Origin of the sequence: Erythrobacter sp. (assembly GCF_040217515.1) — a bacterium.
GTDB lineage: Bacteria > Pseudomonadota > Alphaproteobacteria > Sphingomonadales > Sphingomonadaceae > Erythrobacter.
The window spans coordinates 30,649-44,993 of record NZ_JAVJPT010000002.1 but is presented as its reverse complement, the minus strand read 5'-3'; the positions used below and the strand labels follow the sequence as shown (position 1 = coordinate 44,993).

At 65.1% G+C, this 14,345-nt stretch carries 10 protein-coding genes; 6 read left to right on the top strand and 4 right to left on the bottom strand.

The annotated features are described in order from the left end of the window. Nucleotides 1–241: 241 nt before the first annotated feature. Genes RIB52_RS01155 through RIB52_RS01145 form a run of 3 tightly spaced genes read left to right on the top strand, consistent with a single transcriptional unit; the run spans nucleotide 242 to nucleotide 3,251 of the window. Nucleotides 242–973, top strand: coding sequence for a Crp/Fnr family transcriptional regulator (locus RIB52_RS01155; protein ID WP_350172063.1), 732 nt, complete (start codon nucleotides 242–244; stop codon nucleotides 971–973). Next, the gene (locus tag RIB52_RS01150) at nucleotides 970–2,847 is read left to right on the top strand and encodes a PAS domain S-box protein (RefSeq protein ID WP_350172061.1); all 1,878 of its coding nucleotides are present in this window, start codon (nucleotides 970–972) and stop codon (nucleotides 2,845–2,847) included. Before RIB52_RS01155 ends, RIB52_RS01150 begins: the two co-directional genes overlap by 4 nt. Further along, complete coding sequence (locus RIB52_RS01145) at nucleotides 2,844–3,251, top strand: response regulator (protein WP_350172059.1); 408 nt, start codon at nucleotides 2,844–2,846, stop codon at nucleotides 3,249–3,251. The genes RIB52_RS01150 and RIB52_RS01145 overlap by 4 nt, the downstream gene beginning before the upstream one ends. Here the strand turns inward: RIB52_RS01145 and RIB52_RS01140 are convergent. The 4 genes from RIB52_RS01140 to RIB52_RS01125 all read right to left on the bottom strand — a co-directional run bounded on the left by RIB52_RS01140 (nucleotide 3,246) and on the right by RIB52_RS01125 (nucleotide 8,620). Further along, on the bottom strand, nucleotides 3,246–3,554 hold the full coding sequence (locus tag RIB52_RS01140) for a hypothetical protein (RefSeq protein ID WP_350172057.1): 309 nt from the start codon (nucleotides 3,552–3,554) through the stop codon (nucleotides 3,246–3,248). The two genes, RIB52_RS01145 and RIB52_RS01140, sit on opposite strands and share 6 nt — an antisense overlap. Nucleotides 3,555–4,045: 491 nt before the next feature. Beyond that, nucleotides 4,046–6,538: a DNA ligase D gene (gene ligD / locus RIB52_RS01135; RefSeq protein ID WP_350172055.1), complete on the bottom strand. Its 2,493-nt coding sequence runs from the start codon at nucleotides 6,536–6,538 to the stop codon at nucleotides 4,046–4,048. Nucleotide 6,539: 1 nt separating this feature from the next. After that, nucleotides 6,540–7,379, bottom strand: a complete 840-nt coding sequence (gene ku / locus RIB52_RS01130; protein WP_350172053.1) for a non-homologous end joining protein Ku — start codon at nucleotides 7,377–7,379, stop codon at nucleotides 6,540–6,542. A 47-nt stretch (nucleotides 7,380–7,426) separates the two neighbouring features. Next, the gene (locus RIB52_RS01125) at nucleotides 7,427–8,620 is read right to left on the bottom strand and encodes an MFS transporter (RefSeq protein ID WP_350172051.1); all 1,194 of its coding nucleotides are present in this window, start codon (nucleotides 8,618–8,620) and stop codon (nucleotides 7,427–7,429) included. 187 nt (nucleotides 8,621–8,807) lie between these two features. Here RIB52_RS01125 and RIB52_RS01120 point away from each other — a divergent pair, with 187 nt between their 5' ends. The 3 genes from RIB52_RS01120 to RIB52_RS01105 all read left to right on the top strand — a co-directional run bounded on the left by RIB52_RS01120 (nucleotide 8,808) and on the right by RIB52_RS01105 (nucleotide 14,345). Further along, entirely contained in the window at nucleotides 8,808–10,151 is a 1,344-nt protein-coding gene (locus RIB52_RS01120) for an ATP-grasp domain-containing protein (RefSeq protein ID WP_350172049.1), read from the top strand. A gap of 47 nt (nucleotides 10,152–10,198) precedes the next feature. After that, complete coding sequence (locus tag RIB52_RS01115) at nucleotides 10,199–12,229, top strand: CocE/NonD family hydrolase (protein WP_502879437.1); 2,031 nt, start codon at nucleotides 10,199–10,201, stop codon at nucleotides 12,227–12,229. Nucleotides 12,230–12,524: 295 nt separating this feature from the next. Further along, a complete protein-coding gene (locus tag RIB52_RS01105; protein WP_350172047.1) occupies nucleotides 12,525–14,345 on the top strand; it encodes a ShlB/FhaC/HecB family hemolysin secretion/activation protein in 1,821 nt (606 codons plus the stop codon).

The window sequence follows — 14,345 nt, the reverse complement described above, 5'->3', positions numbered from 1 at the left end:
GAGGGCGCGTTGCGCGGGGGGATGGCGGGCCGGGACGATGGGCCGTGGTCCTTTCGAGGTCGGTCGAACGTGGCAGGTGGGCGGGTCGCCGCTGCGTGTCGCGCCCATGCAATAGGCGGGTCCGGCATCGCTGTAAGCGGGTTTGGTGTCGCAAGGCGCGGTCGATCCGCGTCCGAATTGGTCGGTCGCTCCTTCCCGGCGGGCCATCAGACGATCCGGTGAAGGATTGGGAGAAGGATCTATGAAAGCCCTGCTTTCCTCGCTCGAACGCCATTGCAGACTCTCGCCCGAAGAACGCGCGGCGATTGGAACGCTGCGCGAGGCACCGCCGGTGCGCGTGCCCGCGCGCCAGACTACGCTCAGCGAGGGGGACAAGCCGGGCGCAGTGCGGTTGCTGGCGCAGGGCTGGGCCTGCCGTTTCAAGGATCTGCCCGATGGTCGGCGTCAGATCGTCGGCCTGCTGCTGCCGGGCGATTTCTTCGATCCAGGCCTGCCGCCGATGCAGGAAATGGACCATTCGGTCGCAGCGCTCACCCCGATTGCCTATCATACGATCCCGCCCGAGGCTCTCGAGCGTCTCGTTCGCGAGGAGCCCGGCATTGCCGATGCTTTCGCCCGGCACGCGCATGTCGGCGCGGCAATACACCGCGAATGGCTGCTCAATCTCGGGCGGCGCAATGCGTTTGAACGGCTCGCCCACCTGTTCCTCGAAATCTTCACGCGCCTGCGTTCACACGGGGATGATTGCGAGATGGAATGCGATTGCCCGCTGACCCAGAACGATCTTGCCGATGCGACCGGGGTGACATCGGTTCACCTCAATCGTACGATGCAGGAATTGCGGCGTGAGGGACTGGTCGAATTGAAATCGAAGCGTCTCTTCATTCGCGACTATGACAGGCTTGCACAGGTCGCGATGTTCAACCCGAACTATCTTCAGGTCGGGCACGAGACCCGTATATTTGCGCAATGAAAGATCCTTCCGCGTGGCCGCCGGGTAATTCGACCATGGCCCGGCGCGTGCGCGAATTCGACTGGGAAGGACACCCGCTCGGGCCGATCGCCGACTGGGACCGTGAAGCGCGATCCGTGCTGATGATGGTGCTGGGCGCGCCGATGCCGATGAACATGTATCTCGGCCCGGACCTTTTCCTGCTTTACAACGATCCGGCCTGCGAACTCTTCGGTAACAAGCATCCCGACGCACTCGGCAGGCCGGCGCGCGATGTCTTCCCGGAAATCTGGGAGGCGATGGGCCGGCGTCTCGAACAGGTCATGGCCGAGGCGCGCCCGATCACCGCGGAGAGCCTGCCCGCTGCGCTGGACCGCGACGGGGCGCCGCGCGATGCGGTCTTCAACCTTCATTCGACCCCCATCCTGCGCAATGGCGAAGGCCAGTCGATCGGGGTCGTGACCGTCTATGAGGAGGTCACCGAACCGGCCATCACCCAGCGCGCCCTGCGCAAGAGCGAGGAACGCTTTCGCCAGTTCGCCGATGCCTCGACCGATGTGATCTGGATCATCGATGTCGAGACCGGCCAGCTCGAGTACATCTCTCCCGCTTTCGAGGATACATGGGGCGTGCCGTGCAGCACCGTGATCGAGGATCGCTCGAAATGGGGCCAGTTCCTGCATCCTGCCGATTACGAGCGGGTGATGGCCGCGATGCCGGGCTGCGCCAGCGGCAATATCGTTACCACCGATTACCGCATCGTGCGCCCCGACGGCGAGGTGCGCCATATCCGCGACAAGGGCTTTCCGATCCTCGGGCCGGACGGCACGCTTACGCGGATCGGCGGGATCGCGCGGGACATTACCGAGCGCAAGCGCCAGGAGAAGGCGGTCGAGGACAGCGAGCGGCGCTTCCGCACACTCGTCGAGGGCATCCCGCAACTCGTCTGGAGTGCGACCTCCGAAGGCGAGTGTAAATGGGTCAGCCCGCAATGGACCGAATATACCGGCCTCTCGCTCGAACAAAGCGTGGGCCAGGGCTGGCTCGAAGCGGTACATCCCGATGACCGTGAAGAGGCGCTTGGGGACTGGAGACATGCCAAGGCAGGCGGCGAGATGAACGGCGGCTGGCGCTTTCGCCGCGCGCAGGACGGGGAATATCGCTGGTTTCAGACCCGCGCGACTCCCGTTCTCGAACGGGGGGAGATCGTCGAATGGCTCGGCACTTCGACCGATGTCGAGGACATTGTCGACTTGCAGGAGCGCCAGAAGTTGCTGCTCGCCGAATTGCAGCACCGGGTCCGCAACCTGCTTGCGATGGTTCGGTCTATCATCCGGCAGTCGGCCGAGGGTTACGAGGATGTCGATGATTACGTCGCGCATCTCACCGGTCGGATCGATGCAATGGCACGGACTCAGGTGATGCTGACGCGTCGGGCGGGGGCGGCGATCGACCTTGAAAGCCTGATCCGCGACGAGCTCGCCCGCGTCGCACAGGACGAGCGGCTCGCCATGGCGGGGCCAAGCGTACAATTGTCGGCCAAGGCGGCCGAGGTGCTGACGCTGGCGATCCACGAACTGGCGACCAATTCGATCAAGTACGGCGCGCTCGGCAGCGAGGGACGGCTGGCCATCCGCTGGTTCGTGACCCTTCGCGAGAGCGGCGAATGGCTCGAAATCATGTGGGAGGAGAAGTGCCCGGAACCGGTGGTCGAGCCGTCCCGGCGCGGCTTCGGGACCGAGCTCATCGAAGGCCGCGTGCCTTACGAGCTCAAGGGTGAGGGCACGATCTGTGTTCGACCCGACGGCCTGCTCGCGGAAATCGCCTTCCCCCTCAAGGCGGGAGCGAGCATTCTCGAACCGGGACCCGGCAGTGACAAGGGGCACGAACGATGAAGACCGATCCGGCGTTCGGCAATCCTGGCGGCAAAAGGCCGCTCGAGGGATGCCGCGTGCTTATCGTGGAGGACGAATACTTCCAGGCGCGCGAAATTGCGCTCGCGCTCGGCCGTGCGGGGGCCGAAGTGGTCGGGCCGACCGCTCGTGCGCAGGAAGTGGAGCAGCTGGTGCGATCCGGCGGGATCGACGCGGCCATGCTCGACATCAATCTCGGCGATGGTGCAAGCTTCGAGGTGGCCCGTTCGATGCGCGAATTGAGCGTCCCGTTCCTCTTCCTGACCGGCTACGACGTGTCGATCTTCCCCGACGACCTGTCCGACCGGCCCCGGCTCGAAAAACCGGTCGACCAGGAGCGGCTGATCGAACGGCTTGCCGAACTCGTCGGGGCGAAGGCGTCATGAGGCCAGCGAGCGCGGCCTTTCGTCGACCGTTTTCGCGCCCGATGCGCAGGGACGGATTACCCAGAAGCTCCCGGCGACCTCGCTGATCGTGCAAAGCTTCGTGCTGCCGCGCCACAGTTCGGCGGAGCGCCCGCCGCCTTCGCGCCGTGCGATGACCAGTGCCTGGTAGGCCTTGCTTGCGCTGAATTCGATATCGGGTAGCACTCTACCGCCCGTGGTATCGAACCTCAGGGAATAGATCTCTTCGCCGGTGGCGAACCGCTGGGAACGGCGAGCGACGGCTTGGTCCTCGTATATTGCCATGATGGCCTCCCTTCGCACCCGCGATAGCGGGGCTGGCCCTTACACGGCGCTTACCTTTGTCAGTCCGGCCGGGGCTTTGCGGCAGGACGAATGGGGATAGGGTTCGGCCGTTGATGCTCGCGCTGTGCGGCAAACAGCACGTCGACCCCGTATTTGCCTCGCGCAAGGACGGCCTCGGCCTGCTCCATGCTTCCTTCGGCGACCAGCCGGCGAGCCCCAAGCCTATCCGCCAAGACATACCGGTGACCACCGCGAAGCCGGGCAGCTTTTCGACTGGTTCTTTGCTCATGACGCCGCCTCGAAGTCAGGTTTTGCGACCGCCCTGGTCCGGCTCGAGAGGCAGGCGCTGCGGGATGAGGAAGGTGGTTTTGATCGGGCCGGCCAAGATGCACGCACCGTTGCACAATACCCCTTCTCCGTGCCCGAGCGCATCTTATGCCCTTGCGCATCGCCGAACCGGCTCCGGCCGCGCTTCAGAGCGGTGAGAGGACCTAAAGATCGGGCAGGCGCTGCCGGGCAAAGCCCCATCCCGCGAGCGTCTTGCGGCGGGCGCGTTCGAGCAGCCTGTCCGAATCCGGGATCGTGAACGCCTGCGCCGTCTTCGCCTCGCGCAATTCGTACCAGCCAAGCGGCGCGGCGACGGGGGCCCCTTCCCGCGCGCGGGCCGAATAAGGGAGTACCGCCGTGCTCCCGCGCTGGTTGCGCAGCCAGTCGATGAAGATCCTGCCCTTGCGCTTGGACTTGCTCATCGTCGCCGTGAAGCGGTCGGGCTGGGCGAGGCTCAGCGCCTCGGCGAAGCGACGGGCGAAATCCTTGTGCGCCTCCCACGAATGGCCGGTCAGCAGCGGGACGACGACATGCACGCCCTTGCCGCCCGTGAGCATGGCGAAGCTGGTAAGCCCGAGATCGGCGAGCCGGTCGCGAATGTCGCGCGCGGCGCTTTTCACGTCCTCGAAATCGAGCCCCTCATCCGGGTCGAGGTCGAACACCATCCGTTCGGGCAGATCGACATCGCCGGTGCGCGAGCCCCAGCCGTGAAATTCGATCGTGCCCATCTGCACGCATTGCAGGATACCGCGCCCGTCCTCGATGAAGAGATAGTCCTCGTTTCCGCCGTCCTTTTCGCGGATCGGCACATGGCGCACCGCATCCCCGAAGCCGCCGGTGTCGTGCTTCTGGAAGAAGCATTTCTTCGCCCGTCCCTGCGGACAGCGCACGAGGCTGATCGGGCGCGATGCGGCGAAAGGCAGCATGATCGGGGCGACGGCCTCGTAATAGTCGGAAAGGTCGCCCTTGGTCGCACCCGAGCCGGGGAAGATCACCCGCTCGCGGCTGGAGATAGCGATCGGTTCGGGCCGGGCGGGCGCGGCGGTGGGCATCTCGGGTGTCACCTCCCGCGCATCCTTGTCCTCGCGCAGGCCCAGATAGCTGCCATGGCGGATGTTTCCATCGGCGGTGAATTCGGCGAACGCGACTTCCGCGACCAGTTTCGGCGTGACCCAGCGCACGCCGCGTGCCCTCGCCTTGTCGACATCGGCGGGCGGGGTCTTGCGTTCAAGTCGTTTCAGCTTGGTGATGAGCGCGTCGAAATCGTCGCCGTCGAAGCCCGTCCCGACATTGCCCTTGTGGACGAGTTCGCCGCTCTCGCGTTGCGCCATCAGCAGTGACGAGAACGGGCGGCCCTTCGCCTTCGAGGGCTTCCAGCCTATGACGACGAATTCCTGCCGCCGCGTGCATTTCACCTTCACCCAGGCCTTGCTGCGCGACGCGCGATAGGGCGCAGCGATCCGCTTGGAGATGATCCCTTCCTGCCCGGCATCGCAGATCGTCTTCATCAGCTTCTCCCCCGCGCCGATGAGATGATCTGCGATGTGGATCGGCGGCTCGGCGCGACGGAGCAGCGCTTCGAGCCGTTCCTTGCGTTCGATATTGGGCTCGCCCGTCAGATCTTCCCCCTCGGCCTCGATCAGGTCGAAGGCATGATAGGCCAGCGTGTCGTCCGGCCCTTGCTCGCCATGGCCGCGCTTGAGGGCGGCCTGCAGAGTAGAGAAATCCGGATTGCCGTTTGCATCGCTCGCCACGATCTCGCCGTCGATGAGGCATGGCGGCAGGTCGAGGTCTGCGAAGGCCTCGGCGAGCGGCGCGAACTTGGCGGTCCAATCCTTGCCCGAGCGGGTGTAGATGCGCACATTCTCGCGCTTGGCGGCAACGAGGGCGCGGTAACCGTCGAATTTTATCTCGTGCATCCAGGCATTGCCTGCCGGGACCTCGTCTACGAGCGTGGCGAGCTGCGGCTTGCGGAACGCAGGGAGAGGGCCGGCTTTCCGCCGTTTTCCCAGTTTGAGGGACTTGGGCTTTGTCCGGGCGATGGTGCTGTCGTCCCGCTCGTGCGCCGTTTCCTTGCCTGCCGCAATCTCGGCCATGGTACGGCCCGTGGAGATGCTGGTGAGTTCGCGCTCGACCAGCTCGTCCGGTTCGCCTGCATGATCGTCCTCCAGCTTTCTCAGCAGCCAGTTCTCGCGCTTCTCGTTTTTCCTGGGCTTGAGCCGGACGAGGAGCCACTCGCCCTTCATCCGTTGGCCCTCGAGACGGAAATGGAGGTGGCCCTTGTCGAGGTCGGGGGCGCTCTTGCCCTCCACAGTGGCCCATGTCCCGCGGTCCCACAGCATCACCGTGCCGCCGCCATACTGGTCCCCGGGGATGGTGCCCTCGAACGTCGCATAGGACAGCGGGTGGTCCTCGGTCCTCACCGCCAGCCGCTTGGTCGCCGGGTCGAGCGATGGGCCTTTCGTCACCGCCCAGCTTTTGAGCACCCCGCCCAGTTCGAGCCTGAGGTCCCAGTGGAGCCGGGTTGCATCATGCTTTTGCACGATGAAGCGGTTGCCGCCCGTCTCTCCGCGCTCGCCCGCGGGTTCGGGCGTCGACTCGAAATCGCGCTTGGCCTTGTATTCGGCGAGCGCGTCCTTTTGTCTCGCGCGCGCCATGTCAGGCCGATTTCTTGGCGCGGCTGCCCTTTTTCGCAGCGGGCTTCTTTTCGTCCCCGACCGATTTCTTGAGCGCGGCCATCAGGTCGACGACATTGCCGCCGCGGCCCTCGCCCGGTTCGTCGACGTCCTCGATCACGGCTTCGCCCTTCTTCGCCTTGCGCTTCTTTTCGATCAGGCCGCGCAAGGCCTCGGAATAGCGGTCCTCGAATTCGCTCGCATCGAAGGGGGCGGACTTCTGGTCGATCAGCGTCGTGGCGAGATCGAGCAATTCCTTCTTGGGCTTCGCATCGTCGATCTCGTCGAAGAATGCCTGGCCCTCGCGCACCTCGTCGGCATAGCGCAGCGTCTCGAGCAGCAGGCCCTTGCCGCAGGGCTTGATCGCGACAAGCTTCTCGCTGCCGCGCACCGAAAGCTGCCCGAGCGCGACCTTCTTGGCCTGCCGCAGTGCCTCGCGCAGGACAACGAAAGCCTCTTCGGCCAACTCGTCCTGCGGGGCCACATAATAGGGCCGCTCGAAATAGAGCGGATCGATCTCTCCCGAATCGACGAACTGCACGAGCTCCAGTGTTCGGCGGCTCTCGATCCTGACCGCTTCGATCTCCTCGTCCTCCAGCAAGACATAGCTGCCCTTCGACACCTCGTATCCGCGGATGATCTCCTCCTTGTCGACCGGGCCGATGCCGGGGACGACCTTTTCATGGGAGATCCGCTTGCCGCTCGGTTCGTGGATCTGGTTGAAACGGATTTTCGATCCGGCCTTCGTCGCCGAATAAAGCTCGACCGGGATCGCGACGAGCGCGAGCCGGATCTGGCCCTGCCAATATGCACGTGCTGCCATCGTTGTGCCTCCATCCGTTTCGACGAACGGGCGGGCGATTGGTTTCCTCAGCGCAGCTTGACGATCCGGGGCAGGGCGAGCGCGCAGCTTGCCAACGACAGCGCGGCAAGGGAGATGAACACCGCCTCTGGGCCGAAGGCATCATAGGCATGGCCCGCAAGCGACGGACCCGCGACGCTTCCGCCTGCGAGGAAAATCAGTGCCGCGGTAAATCCCAGCAGACTGCTGCCCGGAAAAATCCGCTCCGACCAGACCGAAAGGACCGCGCTCATCATCATGATGAAGACCCCCTGCAATGCCGCTGACGCCATGACGGCGGGCCACGATGCGGGAGCAATGGCAACGAGTATCGCCGAAATCGCGGAGGCGAGCATCAGGCCGGCGACGAGTGCGGGCAGGCCGATCAGGCCGCGCGTCCGGGCCGTGCCGATCCCTGCGAGCCCGGCCAGGCCAGCGGCGATGAAGATCGCCGCAGCGGACCCGTTCGTCGGCAAACCGGTAAGGCCGCCCGCATCCTCGACCGTGCGGGCGGCGAAGGTGATCCAGATCGAAGTCGTCACCCCGAACGAAAAGGCGATGGCGTAGAGCGGCGTGGCGAGGGTGCGCAGCACGCTTTTCCAAAGCTCGCGGTGCTGCCGTTTCGGCGCGGGCGCGACCGCAGTGAGCAGGCGCGCATTGACGGCCAGCGCGCCGAGGCCGACCAGAGCAAAAAATACCCATGCCCATCGCCATGAGATCTCGTGCCAGGAGGCGACCAGCGCGGCACCGCCCGCCAGCGCGATCCCCAGGCTGGTGCCGGTGCTTATGATCGAAAGCGCGCCGGGACGCCTGAATTCGCGCAATCCGTCATGCACCAGATTGTTGAAAGGCGACCAGGTCAGGCCCGGCCCCAGCATCGCAAGCGCCACCCCGGCTGCAAGCACGACCACGTCTCCGGCGAAAGCGACCACGGCGACGCCGAGGGTCGAGCAGATCAGGCCGATCAAAACCGGCCGCGCGCCGCCCAGCCGTTCGCCCAGCTCGCCCGCGCCGACCAGCCCCGCGAGGAATCCGGCGAAGCCGATGCTGGCAATGGTCCCCGACGCGCCGCCCTCTATGCCGAAGGTGGCCCGAAGCTGCGGCAGGAAGAGGCCGAACCCCACCCGGGCCGGCCCATAGGTCAGCAAGGTTGCCGCGAAGCCCGCCGCCGATAAGCCCCGGGCCGTTTTCTCGTGTGCAATGGTAGGGCCGCGCGGAGCCATGCACGTGAAATGGTCCGTTCGCTCGTCGAGCGAAAGACGGTGCGCGGTGGAGTGTGCGATGTGTCCCGCCGACCAGCGCCCGTCTGCCGCATATTCCCGCACCAGCCGGCCGCGCGCGGCTCGTCGCAGCCACCCGTTGGCCCGTCGGAGCTTTCGGAACGCAAGCGCATGACACGCCATTGGTCGGGTGTACCGAGGTGGTAGTCAGGGAGCGCGGAGCATCGCACGATCGCCGAAGAAAGTATTTGTCCTGGGGCTCGAACCCTTCAATCTGGCCCTTCTCGAGACGCTCGAGGAAGAGCGCGAGGTCGACTTCCACGAAGCGCTCTCGGCCGAGGAATCGGTGAACATTACCGAGCCTTTCAAGTTGATGGATCTCGTTGCCACCGCGCAAGAGCGGATGGACAGATATGGCCCTGCCGACGCGGTGCTCAATTACTGGGATTTCCCCGGTAGCTGCATCGGCCCGCTTCTGTGCCAGAGGAACGGCCTTCCCGGCCCTTCGCTCGAAAGCGTCGCCGCGCTCGAGCACAAATACTGGGCGCGCGAAGCCATGGCCGAGGCGATCCCGGATGCGAATGCCGATTTCTGTGCGGTCGATCCCTTCGCCGAGCGGCCGCGCGACATGATCGAGATCGATTATCCCTTCTGGGTCAAGCCCTTCGTCTCGCATTCGTCCTATCTTAGCTTCAAGGTCGAGACCGAGGAGCAACTCGCCAAGGCGATGGGCATCATGCGCGAGGGGATCGAGCTGTTCGGCGATCCGTTCAACGAGTTCCTCGAGAAGGTCGAAATGCCCGACAGCGTGAAAGGCATCGGCGGCAATCACTGCATTGCCGAAAAAAGCGTCGCGGCCGACCAGCAGATCACCTTGGAAGGCTATGTCCATGACGGCGAGACGACCGTTTATGGCGTCGTCGATTCGGTCCGCGAAGGCGGGGTCGGTTCGTCCTTTTCGCGCTATCAATATCCCAGCGACGCGCCGCCTCCGGTGATACAGCGGATGTGCGATGCCACGGCAAAACTTCTCGGGCATGTCGGCTATGACAATGCGCCCTTCAACGCGGAATTCTTCTACGACGAGGAAACCGACCGGATCAGCCTGCTCGAAGTCAATACGCGCCTGTCGAAAAGCCATGCGCCGCTGTTCGTCGACGTCGATGGCATGACTCACCACAAAGTGGGGCTCGACCTCGCCCTGGGCCTGCGCCCGCAGATGCCCAGGGGCGAGGGCGACTGGCCCAGGGCGGCGAAATTCATGCTGCGATTTTTCCAGGACGGCCAGATCGAGCGCGTGCCCTCCCAAACCGAGATACACCATATGCAGACCCGCTATCCCGAGGCGCTCGTACAGGTGCTGGTCGGCAAGGGTCAGCGCCTGTCCCATCTCGCGTTTCAGGACAGCTACAGTTTCGAGATCGCCGATGTCTTTCTTGGCGGGCAGAGCAATGAAGAGCTGCTCGCGAAATATGCCGACCTGATGGAAAACCTTCCGTTCACCATCAACCTGACCGCGCCCGTCCCGCAATAGCGGCAGCGCGCGGCGCACGAACCTGCCACACGACCAGAGGCACTCCCATGATCTATGTCGACGAGTTTCCCGAAACGGTGACGATCCACGACCATGTCGTCATCCCCATGTCGGACGGCGTGGAGCTCTCCGCGCGCATCTGGATGCCCGACTGCGCGCAGGATTCGCCGGTCCCGGCGGTGCTCGAATACATTCCCTATCGCAAGCGTTTCGGCAGCGCCTCGCGCGATGAGCTGACCCACGGCTATCTCGCCGGGCACGGCTATGCCTGCGTGCGGGTGGACATTCGCGGCAGCGGCGAGAGCGAAGGCGTGCTGACCGACGAATATCTGCCGCAGGAACTGGAGGACGGGCTCGCCATCATCGAGTGGATCGCACGGCAGCGCTGGTGCGACGGCAATGTGGGGATGATGGGTATCAGCTGGGGCGGGTTCAACGCGCTGCAGCTCGCCGCGCTACAGCCCAAGCCGCTGAAGGCGATCATGGCCGCCTGCGCCAGCGACGACCGGTTCGCGGACGACGTCCACCATATGGGCGGCTGCGTTCTGGGCGATAACCTGTCCTGGGCCTCGGTCATGTTCGCGTATAATTCCATGCCGCCCGATCCCGACCTCGTCGGCCCGAAATGGCGCGACATGTGGTTCGAACGGCTCGAGGGCTCGGGCTTCTGGCTCGAGAAATGGCTACGCCACCAGCGGCGCGACGATTACTGGAAACATGGTTCGGTGTGCGAGGATCACCCGGCGATCGAGATACCGGTCATGGCGGTAAGCGGATGGGCTGACGGCTACACCAATGCCGTGTTCCGCCTGCTGCGCAACCTCGACGTACCGCGGCGCGGGCTCGTCGGCCCGTGGGCGCACACCTATCCGCATCTCGGAAAGCCGGGTCCGGCGATCCACTTCCTCAAGGAGTTGGTGCGCTGGTGGGATCGCTGGCTCAAGGGGATCGATAACGGGGTCATGGACGAGCCGATGCTGCTGGCCTGGATGCAGGACAGCGAGCCGCCGCAATCGAGCTATTCCGAGCGTTACGGGCATTGGGTGGCGGAAAGCCGCTGGCCTTCCGAACGCGTGACGCCACGCCGTTTTTCTCTGGCCCGCGGCCGGTTGGCGGATCCGGAAGACCTCGATCAGGCCCGCGAGCCAGAGAGCCTTTCGATCCAGTCTCCGCTTTCCACCGGACTGTTCGCCGGCAAATGGTGCGCCTATGCCTCGGGCCCCGATCTCGCTCATGACCAGCGGCAGGAGGACGGCGGCGCGATGGTGTTCGAAACCGAACCGCTCGCCGAGCCGATCCAGGTTCTGGGCGCCGCCGAACTGACGCTGGAGGTGAGCACGGACAAGCCGATCGCGATGATCGCCGCGCGGCTTTCCGACGTGCATCCCGACGGGTCGACCACGCGCTTCACCTATGGCCTGCTTAACCTCTCGCACCGCAAGAGCCGCGAAAATCCTGAGCCGATGGTGCCGGGCCGACGCGAGACGGTGACCTTCCGGCTCAACCACATCGGCCAGCAGATCCCCAAGGGTCATAGGCTGCGCCTCTCGCTGTCGACATCCTACTGGCCGCTCGCCTGGCCATCGCCCGAGCCCGTATGTCTGACGGTGCATCTCGCGGGCAGCCGGCTCGAATTGCCCGTTCGCCTGGCGCCGCAGGGCGGGCACGAGCGGCCCAGGTTCGGCGACCCGCAGATTGCCAAACCCGAGCCCAAGCTGATGCTCCAGCCCGAGCAGCACGACTGGATCGTCCATCGCCACCTCGCCAGCGACGCCTCCGAACTCGAGGTGATCGACGACCAGGGTGTTTATGCCCACGAATATTCCGGGCTCGAGGTCGGTGTTCATGCACGCGAATGGTATCGTTCGACCAACAACGCGCACGATTCCGTCGAAGGCGAGACCCGCTGGACCCGCACGCTCGCGCGCGAGGGATGGGACATCCGCACCGAGACCCGCACGCTGATGCGCTCGGATCGCGAAAATTTCTATCTCGAGGGCGATCTCGACGCGTTCGAGGACGGGGATCGCGTATTCTGCCGCACCTGGAGCAAGACGGTCCCGCGCGACCTCGCCTAGCGCGAGTCGTTTTCCGCGCCGGCCACAGAACAGCGCGTTGAACCACCGCTCAATTGCGGACGGAAACGCAATCACTTGTTCAAACACGACAATTTTTCGACTCTAGGTGGAAAACCGGGAAGGCGGCTTGTATTGCCCGCCGCGTCCTGTAGACCTTTGCGCGCCATCGGGTTGCACGTAGGAGGCTTGATCGCGGGCATTCATGCCTGTGCTCGGTGATCCATCCCGTTCGCTTGGTGTCGCAGGCAGAGCGGCGAGGTTTACCAAGGGCCAAGGCGAACGATTGGGGGGGAAATTGCACGTTCGATCCGCACAGGCGCACTGCGTCGGGAAACTGTCGCTCACTGCATCCGCTTCCGCGCTCTTCGTCATGCTCGCGGCCGGATTCCCGCTGCCCGGAGCGTCCGCTGCGGCCCAGATCTCGCCCCCGAACCGCAGCGAGCTCGTGCCGCCGGAACGCCGCGAACGTCGCGATGGACCAACCCTTTCCATCGACGGCGAGATGGAACGCGCGCCCTGTGCGCTCGACCGGGCGGAATATGCCGATATCCGCCTGACCCTTCAGGGGGCCGAGTTCGGCGGGCTCGAGGCGGTTCCCGGTATTTCACTGGACGAAGCCTATGGCCGCTATGTCGGGCGCGAACTGCCGCTTTCGGTGCTGTGCGACATTCGCGCCGAGGCGAATGCGATATTGCGCCGTGAGGGCTATCTCGCCTCGGTCGAGATCCCGCAGCAGAACCTCGGTGACGGGGTGGCCGATTTCCGCGTCATCTTCGGCCGGTTGACCGCGTTGCGCGTGCGGGGCGATGCGGGTCCGTCCGAAAGGGTGGTGGCGCGCTATCTCGACAGGCTGACAGGCGGTGAAGTCTTCAACACGCGGGAGGCGGAGCGCTACCTTCTGCTTGCCGATGACCTGCCCGGGGTCGACGTGCGGCTTTCGCTGCGGCCTGCGGCCGGCGGCGAGCCGGGCGACCTTGTGGGCGAGATCGCGGTGGTCCGCCAGCGCGCCGTGCTCGACATCAATGTGCAGAATTTCGGCTCGAACGCCATCGGGCGGTTCGGCGGCCTCCTTCGCGGAGAACTCTACGACCTCACGGGGCTGGGTGACCGGACCACGGTCACATTCTTTTCCACCGCCGAATTCGAGGAGCAGCAGACGCTCCAGCTCGGCCACGATTTCGCCGTCGGCGGCGAGGGGCTCCGCTTCGGCGCGGGGCTGACGCTGAGCCAGACCAGCCCGGAGCTCGGCCTCGCCGGGCTCGACATCGATTCCCAGACGCTGCTCGCGTCGGTCTTCGCCAATTATCCGGTCATTCGCACGCGCCGTTCGAGCACCTTTGTCGAGGCGGGTTTCGAGTTCGTCAACCAGGACGTCGACGCGAACGAAGTCCGCCTGACCGAGGACCGGGTGCGGATGATCTATGCCCGCATTTCGGGCGACTGGACCGATGGGGAAAGTGTCCGGCGGATCGGCGGCTATACCCCTTTCGAGCCGCGCTGGCGCGCTTATTACGCGGCCGAACTGAGGAAGGGGCTCGATGTCTTTTCGGCGAGCCCGGACTGTCGGCCGAACCTGTTGGCCTGCCTGATTGGCGGAACCGCCCCGCCGAGCCGGGTGGAGGCCGATCCGACCCCACTGCTCTTGCGTTACCAGGCGGGGGCCGAATATCGCCCCGACCCCTTGCTTACCTTCTCGCTCGAAGCGCGCGCCCAGGCGAGCGACGATCCGCTCCCCGCTTTCGAGGAATTCGCCGGCGGCAGTTTCTCGATCGGGCGCGGTTATGATCCGGGCGCGATCCTTGGCGATAGCGGCGTCGGGGGCTCGTTCGAGGTGCGCTACGGCTCGCTCGCGCCCGAAGGCCCGCAGGCGCTCGCCTGGCAGCCCTATGTCTTCACCGATGTCGCCTGGGCCTGGAACGAGGATCCGAGCCGGCGCCCGCTCAATCCCGACCGACTGTGGTCGGCCGGCGGTGGGGTGCGCGCCGCTTTCGGTTCGATGATGCAGGGCGATTTCCTCGTCGCGGTCCCGCTCGAGCGGCCCGACCTCGCGCCCGAGCGCGGCGACGTGCGGGTCATGTTCTCGCTCACCGCTCGCCTTTTTCCGTGGAGATACTGA